At 39.3% G+C, this 17,609-nt stretch carries 17 protein-coding genes; 2 read left to right on the plus strand and 15 right to left on the minus strand.

The genetic code is table 11. The annotated features are described in order from the left end of the window. The first annotated feature begins 321 nt into the window (after nucleotides 1-321). Nucleotides 322-972, plus strand: a complete 651-nt coding sequence (locus tag ACZIYX_RS16960; protein WP_462683486.1) for a DUF6261 family protein — start codon at nucleotides 322-324, stop codon at nucleotides 970-972. 502 nt (nucleotides 973-1,474) lie between these two features. On the opposite strand, the gene ACZIYX_RS16965 is transcribed toward ACZIYX_RS16960, so the two are convergent. The 8 genes from ACZIYX_RS16965 to ACZIYX_RS17000 all read right to left on the minus strand — a co-directional run bounded on the left by ACZIYX_RS16965 (nucleotide 1,475) and on the right by ACZIYX_RS17000 (nucleotide 7,929). Continuing rightward, complete coding sequence (locus tag ACZIYX_RS16965; RefSeq protein WP_462683443.1) at nucleotides 1,475-1,912, minus strand: hypothetical protein; 438 nt, start codon at nucleotides 1,910-1,912, stop codon at nucleotides 1,475-1,477. A gap of 20 nt (nucleotides 1,913-1,932) precedes the next feature. Next, complete coding sequence (locus ACZIYX_RS16970) at nucleotides 1,933-2,154, minus strand: hypothetical protein (RefSeq protein WP_462683444.1); 222 nt, start codon at nucleotides 2,152-2,154, stop codon at nucleotides 1,933-1,935. Nucleotides 2,155-2,182: 28 nt separating this feature from the next. Further along, a complete protein-coding gene (locus ACZIYX_RS16975; protein WP_462683445.1) occupies nucleotides 2,183-2,611 on the minus strand; it encodes an RHS repeat-associated core domain-containing protein in 429 nt (142 codons plus the stop codon). Between the two features lie 575 nt (nucleotides 2,612-3,186). Beyond that, nucleotides 3,187-3,357 (minus strand): hypothetical protein, encoded by a 171-nt coding sequence (locus tag ACZIYX_RS16980; protein ID WP_462683446.1) that lies wholly within the window; start codon nucleotides 3,355-3,357, stop codon nucleotides 3,187-3,189. A 111-nt stretch (nucleotides 3,358-3,468) separates the two neighbouring features. After that, nucleotides 3,469-4,308 carry a tyrosine-type recombinase/integrase gene (locus ACZIYX_RS16985; protein WP_462683447.1) on the minus strand — a complete coding sequence of 280 codons (840 nt, stop codon included), beginning with the start codon at nucleotides 4,306-4,308 and terminating at the stop codon, nucleotides 3,469-3,471. Continuing rightward, the gene (locus ACZIYX_RS16990) at nucleotides 4,271-5,125 is read right to left on the minus strand and encodes a tyrosine-type recombinase/integrase (protein ID WP_462683448.1); all 855 of its coding nucleotides are present in this window, start codon (nucleotides 5,123-5,125) and stop codon (nucleotides 4,271-4,273) included. Before ACZIYX_RS16990 ends, ACZIYX_RS16985 begins: the two co-directional genes overlap by 38 nt. A 178-nt stretch (nucleotides 5,126-5,303) precedes the next feature. After that, nucleotides 5,304-7,742 carry a CHC2 zinc finger domain-containing protein gene (locus ACZIYX_RS16995; protein WP_462683449.1) on the minus strand — a complete coding sequence of 813 codons (2,439 nt, stop codon included), beginning with the start codon at nucleotides 7,740-7,742 and terminating at the stop codon, nucleotides 5,304-5,306. A gap of 4 nt (nucleotides 7,743-7,746) precedes the next feature. After that, nucleotides 7,747-7,929, minus strand: coding sequence for a SymE family type I addiction module toxin (locus ACZIYX_RS17000; protein WP_462683450.1), 183 nt, complete (start codon nucleotides 7,927-7,929; stop codon nucleotides 7,747-7,749). A 168-nt stretch (nucleotides 7,930-8,097) separates the two neighbouring features. Between ACZIYX_RS17000 and ACZIYX_RS17005 the strand changes: the two genes are divergently transcribed. Beyond that, nucleotides 8,098-8,427 (plus strand): helix-turn-helix domain-containing protein, encoded by a 330-nt coding sequence (locus ACZIYX_RS17005; protein WP_027413367.1) that lies wholly within the window; start codon nucleotides 8,098-8,100, stop codon nucleotides 8,425-8,427. 49 nt (nucleotides 8,428-8,476) lie between these two features. Here ACZIYX_RS17005 and ACZIYX_RS17010 read toward each other — a convergent pair whose 3' ends face one another. From ACZIYX_RS17010 to ACZIYX_RS17040, 7 genes are all read right to left on the minus strand, one after another. Continuing rightward, on the minus strand, nucleotides 8,477-8,698 hold the full coding sequence (locus tag ACZIYX_RS17010; RefSeq protein ID WP_462683444.1) for a hypothetical protein: 222 nt from the start codon (nucleotides 8,696-8,698) through the stop codon (nucleotides 8,477-8,479). Nucleotides 8,699-8,917: 219 nt separating this feature from the next. Further along, a complete protein-coding gene (locus tag ACZIYX_RS17015) occupies nucleotides 8,918-9,322 on the minus strand; it encodes a hypothetical protein (RefSeq protein WP_462683451.1) in 405 nt (134 codons plus the stop codon). Beyond that, nucleotides 9,322-13,845 (minus strand): DUF6531 domain-containing protein, encoded by a 4,524-nt coding sequence (locus tag ACZIYX_RS17020; protein WP_462683452.1) that lies wholly within the window; start codon nucleotides 13,843-13,845, stop codon nucleotides 9,322-9,324. The genes ACZIYX_RS17015 and ACZIYX_RS17020 overlap by 1 nt, the downstream gene beginning before the upstream one ends. Nucleotides 13,846-13,851: 6 nt before the next feature. Beyond that, nucleotides 13,852-14,106, minus strand: coding sequence for a hypothetical protein (locus tag ACZIYX_RS17025; RefSeq protein WP_462683453.1), 255 nt, complete (start codon nucleotides 14,104-14,106; stop codon nucleotides 13,852-13,854). 18 nt (nucleotides 14,107-14,124) lie between these two features. Continuing rightward, nucleotides 14,125-14,367 carry an immunity 17 family protein gene (locus tag ACZIYX_RS17030; RefSeq protein WP_462683454.1) on the minus strand — a complete coding sequence of 81 codons (243 nt, stop codon included), beginning with the start codon at nucleotides 14,365-14,367 and terminating at the stop codon, nucleotides 14,125-14,127. A gap of 20 nt (nucleotides 14,368-14,387) precedes the next feature. After that, nucleotides 14,388-15,725, minus strand: a complete 1,338-nt coding sequence (locus tag ACZIYX_RS17035) for a tetratricopeptide repeat protein (RefSeq protein WP_462683455.1) — start codon at nucleotides 15,723-15,725, stop codon at nucleotides 14,388-14,390. Next, complete coding sequence (locus ACZIYX_RS17040; protein WP_462683456.1) at nucleotides 15,725-17,485, minus strand: type VI secretion system Vgr family protein; 1,761 nt, start codon at nucleotides 17,483-17,485, stop codon at nucleotides 15,725-15,727. The genes ACZIYX_RS17035 and ACZIYX_RS17040 overlap by 1 nt, the downstream gene beginning before the upstream one ends. Nucleotides 17,486-17,609 lie beyond the last annotated feature (124 nt).

Consider the following 17,609-nt stretch of genomic DNA (forward strand, 5'->3'; position numbering starts at 1 on the left):
TGTTGCCCATGCAAAACGTTCCTGCACAGTACAGGAAGGTTTTGTTGCCCTGTTGAGGCTCCTGCAAGGATGCAGGAAGGTTTTGTTGCCCCTGCAAAATGTCCCTGCACAGTACAGCTATATTTTAGGGTAACATTTTTGGTTTTTATGACATTCATGTAAAAGTGCCTTATGGTTTTGTTGCCAAAAAAGGCAAGATTGTTTCACCAAATTACTATATAAAAAGATCAGGATATGAACGTACCTTTTTTGAACCGTTACCGCCACGGGGAATTTTTACAATATGTAAAAGACGTGTCCCAATTGTTGAACGAACAGGATATGGCTGTTTTGCAAATTACCACGCAATATGATGCGCTTAGACCGCAGCTTGCTGCCATCGACACAGCTTTTAAACAAAGCTTGGCAAGCGGTATTACCCCTGAGCTTACCGCTTTGGACAACCAGAGGGATGATGCCCTAACGGGCTTGCGGTCCGTCCTTAACGGGTATGGTTATCATTATGAACAAACGCTTAAAGATACTGCAACGGCATTACTGGCAAATATTGACCAACACGGTACGAACATACAACGGTTGAGCTATCAGGAAGAAACCGCCGTTATAGACAGTATCCTAAAAGACTGGCAAAATCAAACCGAATTAAGCCAAGCAGTAACTACTTTGAACCTTGGCAAATGGCTGCACCATTTACAGGCAGCAAACACTGGATTTGCCACGCGGTATCTGGCAAGGGTAGAGCAGCAAGCTGCCAACCCCACCGAGGATATCCCCAAGCTTCGCGAAGCTGCCACTGCCAGTTACAGGAATTTAATGGCACACCTGCAAGCGCACGCTACCTTAAACACTGCGCCACAACACGCTATCGTGTTGCAACAGATCAGCGTATTGGCAGGACAATATAACCAAGTGGTCGAAAACAGGGCAAACAGTTCGCCAAACGCTGCAACAACCACCCAAACCAACACATAAACAACAAGCCCAGAACACGGGCTTTTTTATTGCCATCCCCCAAAAACAAAGCCCGATCAACCAAGGGGGTGCGACCACAGATAAAGCCCGCAAAGACTATTGATAACTTTTGGTGATAAGCGCAAAAAAAACCACTTCAATCCCAGAAGTGGTTTTTTTTGCGCTTATCCAGTATATCTATACCCCTAGCAAATCGCCTGCTTTACGTAAAGCTTCTAATTGCACTGCGGTGGGTTGACCGCCAAAATCTTGTTACGCCTCACTGTACAAATTCCTGCCATGACCATCTGGAGAGCCTTTACTGCCTGTGTGTTTTAAGTGCGATTTCTAGGCACTTTTACTACCCGCTGCTTCTAACAACGCCTTGCTTTGTTGTAATCTCTGTCTTTGATTGGCATATCTTTGGTTTTAAGGTTACTTTATTTTTTTTATTCTTACTCTTGACGGCACGAGCGGGACGCTCGCGCTAGCGTGGTAAACTTCGCAGAATAAGGGTTATATCTTAATTCTGACTGGGATTTTTAATCGACTCTAAATAGTTTTGTTGTTGTACCGCCCTTATCTTTTCTAAACGATCGGAAGAGACCCTTATATCAAAAGAGGCATTACCAAATACAGCCAAAACCTCCATTTGATCATCAGCATAATACACTCTGACAAAACCCAGTTTACTACCCCGATACTCTTCTAATACAGGGTATGCTTTAAAATAAGACTCCTCCAGATCATCCAATGTATAGGACTCTACGATATCAGCACCTTTTTCTTTGACCCCAAGGCTATTATTAAAATAATATATATCTTGTAACTGGATGCTACCATATAATTTATCGGGATCTACTTCGAACACTAATTCTATTTCACAATCAGCACTCTCATTAGATACACCGATTAGTCGCTTACCGGTTAGCTCTCTTGTCGTTTGTTTTGCTATCTCCATATCTAGTATACCTGTATTATCTACACTCCTAACAAATCGCCTGCTTTACGTAAAGCTTCTAATTGTGCTGCGGTGGGTTGCCCGCCAAAATCTTGTTGCGCCTCACTGTACAAACTCCTGCCATGACTATCGGGAGAACCTTTGCTGCCTGTGTGTTTAGGATGCGATTTCTCGGCACTTTTACTACCCGCTGCTTCTAACAGCGCCTTGGCTTTGTTGTAATCTCTGTCTTTGATTGGCATATCTTTGGTTTTAAGGTTACTTTATCTTTTATCTCTTTTGCTTACTCATACTATACCGCGAAGTCAGGAGACTTTGCGGAGCGGGGATATTTCTTTCTGTAATCCCTTCATATACTAAATCTCCACTATTATTAAAAAGTTGATAAAATGTATCTAATCCAAATACATCTACCCAAGAGTTAGAATCATGTACATAGGCATACATATTTGGCATTTCTCCTGCCAGTCTAATCGGGTCTTGGGAGATGTACCGTCCATCCTCAGGATCGTAGTAGCGGAACCTGTTATAGGCGAGTTCTATCTCGGTATCGTAGTACTGCCCTTGGTATACCAACCCTGTACCAGTATCAGAGGCAAAATGTACTTCCTTCTCAAAAGCAACACTATCATTAACCAGTACATTACTTGTACCTGTTAGGCAGCATAAAAGAGTAAGTATGTAAATCAGTTGTTTCACAGTTCTAAAAGTAAGCTTTATACTTTCAATTGAAAAATAAAAAACTGTAGGTATTTTCTCCAGCCGTGAGAACGGTTTATAATAAAGGGGAAGTGCGCAAAGGCTGTAGCCGCAGGCTTCCGCTTTATTATAAACCCTAGCCATCTGGCGACTGAAGATAAGCTGCGTTGCACGCAAAACAAAGGCGTAGCCGAAGCGAAGGGAGCAGCCGACGCAGACCGGGAGTGATAACGGAGGGATGCGCCACAAGCTGTTTTTTTTTCAATTGAAAATAAAATAACAACTTCAAAAAAAAACAGCGCAGTAGGCTGCGACTAGCGGCGTAGCCAATGAAGTGTGTAAGGATTTTTTTTGGCACATGTTTTTTGGTAAAACTGTGACTAAAAAAAGACTGGGAACACGACGAGGGGATGCAAGGCGGCTGGGGCTAAAGATTTTTTATGTTGCTTTTTCTGCAACTTAAAAATTTTTGCCATAGAAAGGGCAGCACCGAGACCTTATTGCAGCTTATTACAAAAGCCCTTTTCGGGATGATGTGATAATAGTAAACCCGACCGTAGGGAGACACTTGGTCTTTATTCATCCAGAGGAAAAGTAAATAGTAGGATTTTGGATAACCAGTAAATGCTTTCCCGACTTTCTGGATATTGGGGATGGCTCAACAAATGGATTATTTCTGCCAAAATGTATTGCAGCTCTTTTAGCTCTTCTTCTGTTGTAACTGGTAGTATCATTCGTGTTTTCATAAGGGTTTCTGTTTTAATGGACAGACATAGTTGTCTACCGCTATCTTTAAATAGTGTTTCTTAATATGGATTTATAAAAGAGTAATAGGGTGTAAAAAAAGTGCTAGGGGTTTATGACAATGGGTGCTTTTTTTCTAGTTCTGATCGTAATTCTGTAAACTGCGAGGTAATGTATTGTTCTGTGGAACTAATATAACGGTGCCCTGCAAAGAGTTGTACCTTTCTAAGATCGTGACCGTTTTTAAGCAAGTTGGCAATCACGCTTTGCCTTATTTTTTGTGGTGTAAACCTTTTTGCTGCCTTGTAATTAATAGCGTCATTAATGGTTACCTCCAGTATTTTATTACCACTTTTAGAGAGTAATAACAGCGCTGTTTTTGTGCTGTTTTTTATCTTTTTTCGATCCGTAGTAAGATACCTTTGTAATGGTAATAACTGCTTAGGGTGTAATTCTAACTCTCTACTGTTTTTAATGGCTAGGGTACAGTTTTCTAAGTCTATATCCGTGATCGTTAATTGCATGAGTTCTTTTACTGTTAAGCCTTGATATACCAATAACTGACGGATAATTTGATTACGTAGTTTTAATTGGGGTATGGCTTTATCTTCTCGGGTTAAGAGTTCGTTTAATTCTTCTGGAGTAAATAAGGTTTCTGTACTAATCCTTTTATCTGTTTTGTCTTGTAACAGGAGGGTTTTGCAAGGATGATGTTTTATATATCCAAGCTCTAGTAAACAGTTGTAATAAAACTTAATAGCACATAGATGATTTTTTAGGTTTCTAGAAGATAATCCAGATTTCCGTAATAAAGATATGTAGCTGATAATATCGCTATAACTAGCATTTTGTATATCAAAATTGGCAGTGCTAATAAATTGTTTAATGTTGTGTTTATAGGTATTCCCTACTTTTTTATGGTGTAGTTCTTCCCATTGTTTTAGGACTTCCATAAGATATGGTTTTGGTTAGTGTTACATAGTTTTGTGTGGTTTCTAAAGAGCTATGCCCTAAAAATTGTTGTACCAGTTGGATAGCTACCCCATTATCCACCAGATGGGAGGCAATACTGTGGCGCAAGTGGTGCAGGGTAAAATAAGGGGGCAACCCTATACGCTTTTGTAATGTTTTTAGCTCTTTCCTAAGTAAATATTGACTGATTATTTGATTCTCATACCTAAAAAGATAATCTGTAGTTTTTAAATTTTTATGAAGGATGTAATTTTTTATATATTCAATATGCTTGTATTGTAGTGGTATGCTCCTTTTTTTGTTAAACTTTCCAGATTCTACAGTGACTATTGCTTTTTCGATATAGATATCTTTTACTTTTAAGTGCTGCAGTTCTGCTGCCCGAAGCCCACACCCATACCCAAAGATCAGCAACAGTCTTTCTGTGGGGTAGATACATGCTTTATATAATTGTTTTATAGTTTCGGTATCTATTGGTTTTCTGGGTGTTTTCATAGTGTTTTTTAGCAAAACAAGAGCACCTACGGGGTTTTGTTGGACATGTCCAAAAAGACAGCACCAATCGTAAAACTGGTTTAGGGTAAGGATGTATTTATTTAATGTCCTGATTTTACAATAGGATTTTTCTTCTAACAAATATTGGTAGTATTTCTTAATGTCTTTATCGGTAACCCCTAACAACGTTTTATCTGCTATCCACTTGGTAAAATGATGTAAGTTTCCTCTTTTTGATCGGATGGTTTGATTCGTATATCCTATTGCTCTTAGGTAGCTTAAGAAAGGGGTTGTATACTTCATTGCACTTGTTCTTTTTTTAAAAAAGCCGAACGCCAGCTTTTTCAAGTAGTTAAATAATTGTTTTACAGTATCTTAACAGGTGTTCTGGTGTTCGGCAGGCAACCGAACACCAGACATAAGTAATTGATTTACAATATTGTATTGTTCGGTTTGGTGTTCGGTGGCTTGTGAACACCAGTTATATCTGGTCTATTTGGGTTTGTAATATGGACTGTATTTTGGCTTTTACGGCTTTATGATCGTCCCAGTGGCTTATCTTATAGGTGTACCCGCGATTGGCGTACCCAAACTGCTGTAAGTATTCCAGTTCTATCAATTGGTTAAGGTAATGGTGCATTTGTGTTTTGCCCAATCCCGTGGCTTGTTTCACATCAAAACGGGTAAAGGTGCCATCGGTGCTTTTGTTTTTAAAATGTGTTTTTAAACACTCATAAAACTGTCGTAAACTACCATGCAGTTCATCTACTTTTAAAACTATACTTTCCATTAAAATAGTACAGGCTGCTTGTAGATCCTGCTTTTGGGTTATAAGCCGTCCTTGATGGTCTTTTTTGCGTTGGTATTGGTTTAGGCAGGTGATTTGTGCCACTAGGTTTTGGTACATACCGTGCAACCGTCGTAGTTTATGGATGTTTTGGGGCAGTTGTATTTTATCGGCATAGGGGTTGACCACTTCACAGGGTTGCAACATTCTGATACAGTTCTGCACGAAGCGTTGTGTTTTTTGTATTTGCTGCAGATCGATCTGCCCTGATGCTAGCTTATTCTGATAATCAATTATTTTGCCTGTCTGTGCTACGGATTCATCTACGGCAATGACAAAACACCGGCTTATATTATCCTCGTAGGTATCGGCTTTGGTGGTACAGCTTAAACTGGATATCGGACCATTTACGATACGCTCCATACTTTGCATTTTACCGCTTTCCATCTTTTGGGTCGTGGCACTTATTAATTTACCGTTAGATTGTAGTTCCCGTAATGCCAGTAAAGCTTCTTCCTTGAGTCCATCCATATCCTCGAAGCATAATAATTTGTGTTGTAAAGTGTTCTGGCTAAAGTTATAAAAACTGCTTTCGGTTACACGGGTAAAACTCTTGTAATGTTCTGCAGGGATTAATTTGTAGATGCTTTGTAACAGCTTGGTTTTACCACTACCACTACTGCCCTGTATTAAGCCATGCAACGGTTGTTTGCTTGGGTAACTAATAGCTATAAGGAATAATAAAAGTCGATTATCGACCTCGCCCACTACCCCTGTTTTACCAATGGCAATATTGATGCGTTTTAGTAACTCCGGATGTTTTAGGTATTCGATACATTTGGCTTGGGTGGCGGCATCTATGGTATACTCTGGTTCTTTTTGTTTTTGGGTGGCTTGCTGTTCGAGCTCTAATGCGTAGTTCTGCCAGTGGTTTAGTATCGTATCTTCTGGTATATCCAATGCTTTGGAGGCTTGTTTGGCGTGCTTTTCTAAACTGGCATACTCATATAAGTCTAGCTTTTGGATTACTACACTATGGTTTTTGGGGTTTTTGGATTGTAGTGTGACTTTTAAGCTATCCCCCAGATTTCGTACTTGTCCTTTGATCGTAAAGTCTAAAGGCATTGCCTTTTCTGGTGATATTGCTTCTTTTTTATTTTTAGCTTGTGGTGCTACCACCTCTTGTAATAGTGTAGTAAATAACTCGGTAGATTCATTATTAACCCACAGGCTATTGATGTCCTCGTCCTTTGGGGTGTCAATGGCACCGATGGTTATATTGGGATAGTCTTTTTGTAACTGGCTTTGTAATTTCGTCGCTGCTGTGCGACCTGCTTCGTCCCCATCAAAAAAGACGATAATCGTCTCTAGGTTTTTTAGTTTATTTATTGCCTCGGCGTGTTCTGGGGTAAATCCGTTGGTACCATAACAGGCTAATACTGCTGTGTGTTTTGGTAAGTTACCGTGTAGTAGTAGCGTGGCGGCATCAATGATGCTTTCGGTCAGGATCAAGTGTATTGTTGTGGTATCGAGATATGCAGGATATAAACCTTTGCGGTTTTTTAAATAATAATGTACATTCTTTACCCCTGTCATGCTACGACCGTATAAAGATACGGTCTGCCCGTGGCTGTCTTGGAGAGGAAAAACAATACAATCCCGTAGGTCTTTAAAACTGTAAGCTGTAGTTCCTGAACCGCTACGGTGATTACTACCTACTTCTTTTAAGCCCAACAATCCTCTTGCTTTTAAATAGTTGGTAGCTTTTCTGCTTCGCGGCAGTTGTTCTTTTAGGGTCGTAAACACTTTGCCAAGGATCAATACAGGGGTTTTTGTTATGGATGGTTTGGTTTCTGCAGCAGGTACTAACATTGCTTTGGCTTTTTCAATGGCTTGGTGTTTTGTGATAGATTCTTTGTGCATGATAAAATCTATAACATCCATAGATTTGCCGCTCTTAGCACAGTTGCCAGAAAAACAATATACCGTGTTACTATCAAGGTACACTTGCATACTTGGCGTTTTATCGTCATGGAACGGACATTTGCAATGTTTGTTTTTAATTAATGTAACCCCGTAATGCTGTAATACCTCGGTAATCGATAAGTGTTCTTTGATTTGTGTGATTTCCATAAGGTTAATCTTTCACGAGTTCTATGATCAATACCTCCCTGTCTACCGTGATACGTACTTTATCTTGTGGACTGAACCCACAATCTTGTAACCACTTACCACATAGTTTTAAACCAGGATACGCTTTATACTTTTTATCAGCACATTTTCTGTGATCGGATTGTAGCGTGAGTTTTCTGTGTCTCATGAAGTTTTGTGTGTATTAAAAATTGTTGAAAAAAGTGTAATCTGATAAATACCTCACAAATCTAACTCATTTAACGTTTTTAAACAAGAGTTATTGTAATTGTTTTTAACCTATAAGTCGTTTATATTTGTCTTAACCTAGTAAATAGGTGATAAAAACGAGGTATTTATGGCTTTTTCAGAAAGATTGGCGTTTGCCAGAAAACAAAAAAAAATCAAACAGGCTGATTTAGGGAAGATGGTAGGAACATCTGGAGATATTATTGGTAAGTACGAACGTGGAGAAAACACACCATCTATTGATGTAGCTACTAAAATAGCAGATGCACTTGGGGTTACTCTAGATTATCTGGTAAAAGATGGGGAGTATGAGCAGATTGATAAGGAGACTTTAAAACGACTACAAGATATACAGCAATTGACCCCTGAGAATAAGGATCATGTTTTTGCATTGCTTGACGCTTTTTTAAAACAAGTGAAGCTGCAAAGTATTATGTAACAAAAAAACCACAACATCTGTTGTGGTTTTTTTTGGTTATTTAGTATATCTATACCCCTAGCAAATCGCCTGCTTTACGTAAAGCTTCTAATTGTGCTGCGGTGGGTTGCCCGCCAAAATCTTGTTGCGCCTCACTGTACAAACTCCTGCCATGACTATCGGGAGAACCTTTGCTGCCTGTGTGTTTAGGATGCGATTTCTCGGCACTTTTACTACCCGCTGCTTCTAACAGCGCCTTGGCTTTGTTGTAATCTCTGTCTTTGATTGGCATATCTTTGGTTTTAAGGTTACTTTATCTTTTATCTCTTTTGCTTACTCATACTATACCGCGAAGTCAGGAGACTTTGCGGAGCGGGGTACTAGTTACAAACTAGCACTAGCAGGGTACTTTATTTTTTATACCATGCTTACTCTTTGACGGCACGAGCGAGACGCTCGCGCTAGCAGGGGGACTTTGCGGAGCGGGCGGAAATTCATTATTTTATTTATCTTAATTCAAAAAATCACTTATTTCAGCTTTCAAATCATCACCTATATCCTTACGATCTAATAAATCTATCATAATGTTAGGATAGATTTTAGAAATTTTATTTTCCGAATCATTCAAGATTCTGCTTAACATCCAAACAGTATGACTTGTGGGTTTCTTATTAATTGAATCAATTAATTTTTCTTCGTAACCCATTTTATAGAATTTTTCTAAAAAATGAACAATTGGACCTGGACTGCCAAAATCTTCATCTGAATTAGTCTCTAAAATTAAAAAAAGCACGTCCATAATAAGATTTTTGTCTTCCATATACGCTGTCTCTTCAAGTAAATAGATGTTCTCATTTAACTCATCAACATCCAATGAATCAATTTGTTCCTTTAATTTTCTTAAAATTTCTTTCATCAATTGTAAATGTTTAAGTTTTGAGCATGACTAATTGCGTCATTTTTGATTTGATTAACAGAAGTATCTGGAACACCGTTATCGCTTAAAATTTTTGAATTCGCTTCAATACTTTCTTTAACACTCATATCTTTTGTTCCTTGCTCGATTTGTGCCTTATTTACTTTTTTATGTGTATCCTTATCTAAAGCAATAACAGGATTGTTTTTCGAAGCGTCTGTATCTAGTCTCTTTTTTGTTAAGCCTTTTTGTTTAAGGATTGAATTTTGCAAAACTTCATGTCCTTCTAAATTATCTCCAACTTTCGATTTTTTTCTAAAGTTATCATAAGTTAGAACTTCATTCTTTTTAACATATGTTTTAGAACTTAAACCAAATGGATCTATGTAAGAATTGGAGTCTTGCACGTACGTATAAGAGTTCATTCCTCCCGCCAGTCCTATTGGATCCTGTGAGATGTACCGTCCATCCTCAGGATCGTAGTAGCGGAACCTGTTATAGGCGAGTTCTATCTCGGTATCGTAGTACTGCCCTTGATACATAAACGGACAACTACCATGATCCCCAGATTTTAACCTACCAAAGCTATCCAAAGAACGCTCCCAAGTGGTTTCGCCTTCTTCATTATACATGTGTGTGGGCGTACCCAAATGGTCTGCTAATATACTAAATTTTTTGTCTCCTTTTAACTTTGCGGTGGGTATAAAACTGTTTTCTTCAAAAACCCATGTAATGATACCATCTTCATTAACGGTGGTATTGCTCAATATTTGTCCGTTCTGATTTTCTTTCCATTCATGGAGCGGTACATTGCCATCCCACAACCATCGGGTTGTAGTGTTTTTAAAGGTTTTGGATAGCCGTCTGCCTAAGGCATCGTAGGTAAATTTTACTTTGTGGTTATCTGGTCGTATTACTGTAGCCAGCATGCCCTGATCGTCCCATTGGTACCGCCAATGGTCTGTTTTGCTAGAGAACAGGCTACTGCTGCCTTTGTATTTTTCTGTCAAAAAACCTTCATCATCATATTTATAGTGCCATGCCCCTTTTTTGATGAGTTTGCCCCCATAGGCGTATTCCCTGTCTTTTAGGGTTTCGGTTTCGTAAAGGTTGCCTACGCTGTCTGCTGTCCTGTGCTCTTGGGTGCCATCGGCATATTTAGCATGCTCCAGATGCCCTGTTGGGGTATACCCATAGGTAGTGAGCCCTTGTTTGCTGTCTGTTATGGCATGAAGCCGATCATTGACCCCCCATGTATATTTGCGTTGGTGTTTTTGTTTTTTGGCGGTATGGGTTTCTTGCCCGGTTAGCCTGCCTATGGCATCATAGTCAAAGTTTTGTGTTAATTTACCTGGCAATATGCGGGCGAGTTCAAATCCCAGTGTATCGTATTGGTAATTTGCCTGCCATTGAGTTTGTTGATGAGAGGCTGTTAGGTTTGCCAGGTTGCCAAAATCATCGTGTTGGTATTTTATATCTGCCCCTAGGCTACTTTGCAGATTGGTGCGCACCCCCAAGGCGTTGTATTGGTGTGTTATGGTATGCCCGTTTACGGTTTCGTTTTCTATAAGCCCGAGTTGGTTTCGGGTAAATTCTACTTTGGCATCCCCGTTTTCTGCTACTAATAACTGCCCTGCATTGTTATAGGCAAAACTTTGTGATCCTGTATTGTTGTGCGATATTTTTGTGATCCTACTGGCTTTGTCGTAGGCGTACTGGGTTGTTTTTCCGCTGGGTTTGGTAAGTTGTATTACCCGTCCTGCCAAATCCCGCTCGTAGTATTTGCTTTGTTGGTCAAAACTGGTTTCTTCAATAACATTGCCCACGGTGTCCAATGTAAATTTATAGGGTATGTTTTTTTCGTTTACGATCTCGGTAAGTTGCTCTTCTGTATTATAAAAATAGTGTGTTGCGCCCCGTTTGTCTGTACGGCGGGTGAGTTTCCACATGCCTTTGTATTGGTAGCGCACTTCTTGCTGCTGGTCTTTATAATGCAACAGGTTGTCTATGCCGTCATACGCCAGTTCTATGTGGTTGCCATCAAAGTCTTCTACTTTTATAATTCGGTCTATAAGATCAAAACTTCGTTTTTGCACCGCTCCTTTTGGGTTGGTGATTTGTATGCACCTACCCAGGTTATCGTATTGATATTTGGTGGTATTGCCTTGGTTATCGGTCACGGTTTCTATCAAATATTGGCTGGTATACCCTAAGGTAGTGGTATTACCCAAGGCATCGGTGATATCTTGTAATAGCCCATCTTGATAGTTCATCTTACTGGTGGCGCCCATTGGATTTTGCCGCTCTATAACATTGCTTTGGTCGTCATATTTCCATTTCCATCTTCCTCCATTGGCATCTAACGCGGTTGTGGGCAGATGTGGCTGGTTGGTATCTGTATATTCTGTTACCACGGTTGCCCCTATGGGGTCTACCACTTGTGTTTGGTTCCCAAGGTCATCATAGCTGTACATATAGGTATTGCCCATGGGGTCGGTTTCTGACAGCAACTGGTTGTCTTTGTCATACAACCAATGGTGCTCTGCGCCATTGGGGTCAATTTTTTTTGTTACCAAGCCACCCTTATGGTAATATTCTGTAAGGTGGCCAAGGCTATTTTTTACCTGAGTGAGCCCATCAAAAAATGTAAGTTTATGGTTTTGGATATTACCATCTCCCCAGGTGTGTATACAGCGAGATCCGATTTTGGTGCCATCGTATTTAAAAAACCAGTTTAATCCGTTACGCCAGGTTTCTTTTATCATTAGATAGCCTTGATACTCAAAATACATACTATCTCCTACGGCATTGGTTTGCTGTAGCATGTTCCCTATATCGTCGTATTTGTATTGTGCTATTACAAAGGTGGTTGTATTGTTTTCTGGATGCGGGGCATGTATCTCTATAACACGTCCTTCTGTATCATTTTGAACTGTTAATGTACGGTGTGCGCTATCTATAATCTGAGTTAAATATCCCTGGTCATCATATTTAAACTGAATGCTAAAGCTATTGGTATTTACAATGCTTCTTAATAATTGTACTTCATTAAAAGTTTTTTGGGTAAAATAATAGAATACTTCTTCCTTTATATTCCATACATAATATTCTCCTTTATCGTTCACTCGCATTTCCAACTGCTCTGCTTTATTAAAGGTTGGCGTATGTATTTGTGGTGTCCTAAAGGCTATAGGCCGCCCATCTTGCATACGCAAAGTGATATTGTTTTGCTCGGGGTCTACTACAATACCTATATCATAACTATGGTGCCACCCATTACCTAATGGTCCTTTGTAATCACTTTCTGCATACCAGGTGCGCTCCCAAGATAGTGGTATAGGGCCGTTTAATGTAAAATCTTCTTCATCTGTAAAAAACATCCCTGATGCCACATCTACAGGGTGACCAGTTGTAGTACATATTTTTTTATGAAGCTTGTCTTTTAACGCATCACTTTTGATTAGTTTATTGACAGCACCATGCCCAACCTTTGCTGCTAATTTTTTAAAATGCCTTCCAAAAGCTCCTTTTGCTGCTTTTGTTGCTAATGCCATTGGGTTAAAAGGGGCTGGTACCGGATTGGTAAGTATGCTGGTTGCCATTGGGATTGGGGTTATTACCCCAGTTGGCATAAAGAGTTGTAATTTAAACTTGGTACTATCATCTGTGTTTTTACTTTTTCGAAAAGTATGTGGTGAAGGAATACCAATATCCCAACAGTCGTTATGCAAATGAACAGTTCCTCCTGCTATGGGATCATCATCTGCCAATGCTAGCAAGCTTCCGAATAGTGCGTGTCCTTTGTTTTTTTCTATAGCTGCCGATGTTGCTGGAAAAAAACCAGGTCCCATAGGGAAATGCGGAATACTTTTTGTTGGAGTTCCTGCTACTGCTCTTGGAATGAATCCTCCTATTTTTACAGTAGCACCCAACATGCCTACTGCCATAGTTGCTACAGTATGCCCAATGGTAACTGCTTTGTTTACATTTGCTTCTTGTTGCTCTGCATTAGAGATATTATCTGGATCTTCTGGGGTTGGAGGTTCTGGTGGGGGTGGTATAAAAGAGGCTATGGCGGCAGCTATAAAATCTTTAGACCTAAATAACATCCCAATGTACGGGTGAGGCATAGGGGTTGGTATCATAGGTGGCATGGTGACTATATGCACATCTATTCCTATAACAGGATCCATTTGTTTGGTGATCGGAAGGCAGGCGATACCCTGCATTCCTAATGCCCCTAATATGGGCAATACAGCGGATTCTGCCAGATTAGTTGCAAGCCCCGTAATCGCACCAAAAGCCTGTATCCCGGCATCTGCTGCATTGAGTGCCTGTGCGGTTGCTTTAGTACCTGTGCTTAGATTATCATTATTGGCAATATCAGAGGCATTGGTTGCTGCCTGGTTTAATCCTCCTAATTGCTCCCCTACAGTTGAATTGATATTTTCACTTACCCAGTCAAAATGGTTCTCTTCTGCTGAAGCGTCTATTTTTCTATTTGATTTTACTAGTTTAGCCATTCTGATCTATTTTTGCATGTAAAAAATATAGGCAAGAAGAAAGCTTACTACTGCCAAAAGCGCCCCTATAATAGCCACTATCGTTCTACCTGATACTTTAGTTTTTGATTTTTTCTCTAATCGTTTGTAATATTCTTTGTCACTAGCACTTAACAAAAAAAATTCTTTGTAAAAAGCAATACCACAAAATATGGCCACTACCAAAAAGGCCCCTATGGTTTTCCATGGGATGTTATCTATATATATTGGTACAGCGTTCATACTTATAAGTTATATTAATTATTTTGCGGGCAAATTGTTGTAATACATAAATATTGCCAGACAACTACACATGCCCGCAGCCATGACCACACCCAGAATTATGCGCACGGTTTTTTCTCCAAAGGTTTCTATCCAGTATACTACATTAAAATATCCTCCTCCCGGCTCCAGTGTCCATTTCCAGTTTAGGATAAGCCCTAAGAGATAAATACCAAATCCCAATACGCCGATTAAATACCCGTAGTGTGGGTTTGTTTCCATAAATTTCAAAAAATTGTCTATCATAACGTTTTTCTTGTTTTACCGTATTTTTCTACCTCGGTACGCCAGGATTCTCCCCAAACAGGGATTAGATCCTCATCCATTTTTTTATCGGATATGTGTTTTAATCGCTCCCCATTATTTATCAATTTTTTTAGTATGAAAGGAAAAGTAGATCCTTTTATTAGTTCTGGAGAAAGCTTATATACCAGATCGTACGCTTTTATATAGTGTTTGGATGCCTCTGAGTATGCTCCTGTTTTCTCACATGCCCACCCGCATAGCCTAAATGTTTCGCTTTGCATTACATAATCTTCGCACGCTGTATATGCCTCATTGGCTATGAGGTAGTTTTCTAATGCTGTTTCCCATTTTTTCTGCACGCTGAGTAAGGCCCCAAGGCCAACATGGGTTTGCCCTATTAACCGATTAGATAATTCTGGCTCTATCAAATTTTTTGACAATAAGGAGGCTTCGACAGCTTTTCCTGCATAATATACTCCTTTGTTATATTTTTTATATCCCACCTGATTGTTATATAATATAGTATATACTATTACAATCTGTGCCAACCAGTTTGGGTCTTTTTTTAGTTCGTTTGTTGCTATGGTCAAACATGTTTTGGCATGTTCTTGTACTTCGTCTTTCTTTCTGTTTTTTACGGCATTCATTAATTTTACCAGACTGGTCCTGTATGGGGTCTCGGCAGCATTAGGGTTTCCTAGTGCAGTAAGCTCCTCTACAGCTTCATCCATATCCAATTGAGGATAAATGGTGTATACTCTCTCTTGGTTGCCGTTTTCTAGTTTATCAAAAATTTTGTTGGTAAGGGTATCACTAATACCAAAAACAAGATGCGGTGCTGTTTCTACCTGCAATAGGTCTTCTAACCACCTGCAGGCTTCATTTTTCTCTACCTGGTACATTCGTATTACAATACTAACTTTGGTTTTTTGATCCGGGATTAAATAGTTTGCAAAATTGTTTAGATTTTTAACCAGAAGCTGCGCTACATTATTGTCTGATCCCAATGTGTAATCGGGTTTCCATTCTATGGTTTTAAAAGGTATATCTTCAGGAATTTTTGCAGTGTTCCATTGGTTTATTTCTTCTTCTATTTCTTCTAACAAGTGTTTGCTATATACTTCATGGCCAGAAAAAGGTTCTTGTAAAACCATTACAAAATCTTCCTGATCGGTATCTACAGCCAACATATACTCAAAAAGGGTATTGATCATATCCTCTTCATCGTGTTCTGACAGGATTCTAACCACTTTTACCCCAGGGGTATTAATTGCTATAGTCCATTTCTGGAGCAATTGATTAATACGTTCTTGTATGGGATTGTTCTCTGTCATTAATTTAATTTGATGATAGTGCCTTGTACTGCTGTTGTTGCCGAAGAACTTATGGTAGCTTTTGCGGTTCCGTTAATGGTTACTTCATTCATAGAATTAACATTTACTTTTTGATTAGAGTTTACGCTAACTTCTTGATCCCCATTAATGGTTACTGCTTTTGTACTTGTATTCGTGATAGAGTCTCCACCATCTATTGTTATATTTTTTCCTGTTAAGCTAATTGTACCGTCGCTGTTTAGGGACAAGGAACTTTCTCCCGTGGTTAATTTTATAGACGCAGAAGAGCTTACCGCTATATTGCCTTCTCCATCTAATACCATTTTATTTTTCTTTGCATCAGAAACCGTTATACTACCTGTATCATCATCAAAAATAATAGTGTTACCACTACGTGTTGTAATGCTTTTTATTTTATTACCATCCAGGCCTCCTGCCCCTGTTGTACCGCTAAACAGGCTACCCATTACAAACGGGCGGTTTGGATCGTTGTACCGAAATCCTACCATTACCTGATCGCCTACTTCCGGGATATGCACAAACCCCCTGTTTACACCTACCAGATCGCTTTTTCCTGCATCTGGAGTCATCACTCGTATCCATGAGGTTTTCATCTCTGCTTTTTGCCATAAAAACTGTACTTGTACCCTTCCTTTTTTCTTAGGGTCGTTATTGGATAATACGGTTGCTATTTGCGGTTGTGCCACCGGAAACTCTACCCCTGGTTCTGGTAAAACTTCTACCCCAGACGAGATTGCTTTAAATTGGTTGGTGTACTCATAAGATCCTGTTGCATTATGGGTAATTTGGGTGATTATGTATTCGCCATAATTTTTTATGTCAAACTCTCCTTTATCGTATCGTGCAGAGGTGACTTTTATTACCGATCCCACGGTAAGTCCTTGCAGGTGACTGGTTGCGCTAAGAACGTTTGCATCTGCTACAGCACTGGACTGCTTGTTTTTAAGAACGGTGTCTATCTCGCTCTTGTCTTTTACCCTTGCTACAGAAAATCCATTAGGCTCGATGGTAAACAGTTTTTTGGAACTGTCTAATGCAAAGGCACCCAACTCGTTTAACCCTGCTACGTTTCCTTTGGTTTTGGATTCGTTTTTTTTATCATCCAATGCATTGTACGAAAAGTTAGTATAGTTGTTTGCTTTGGCTTGTATGGATATGCTTATGGTGTTTATATCTTTACCATACTCTATTGGTATTGCTGCTTCTAAATTTGGTTTCCCAAAAATAAGTTTTACACCATCATAATACAGCCACTCATTGTATTGTTTTGCCAAACGTTGTATAAATTGAAAATGGCTTTCCTGATATTGCGCCTGATACTCTATTGGTGTTTTAAATACCGGAGATACGGCTGCTTGTACTCCTGCTGCACTAACGGTATCGTTGATTATAGAGGAAAGGCTTTTTTGCAACCAGGATTGCATGTGGACCCCTGCTTCTAGTTTTATGGTATTGGAGTAGCCACTAACAATAAGTTTGCTGTTAAACCCATTATCGTGCATAAGTTGCACATTGGTAATCACCCCCAAAAATTCGGTTTCATCAAAGCCGATCACTACTGGTTTGCCCAGCCATTCTTTTGATTTATCTAATGTGTGTGTCCCTAAAGACTCTATAGTATCATAATCCAGAGTAATTTCAAAATCATGATGTTCATTTATTTGCTGATTAAGAGATACATTCTCAAAGTTGACAAGAAATTCTCCATCTATACTTATTTTTGTTTTTGGCTCTATCATATCACACTATTTTTATTTACATCAAAAAAGTTATTTTTTTATCTTCTTTAAAAGCATAGCGATGCTAACTTTTAATTAGTATGCGGGTAAACGGGCATTGTTTTGAAAGTCTTAAATACCTGTT

This window comes from Aquimarina sp., from assembly GCF_977115655.1.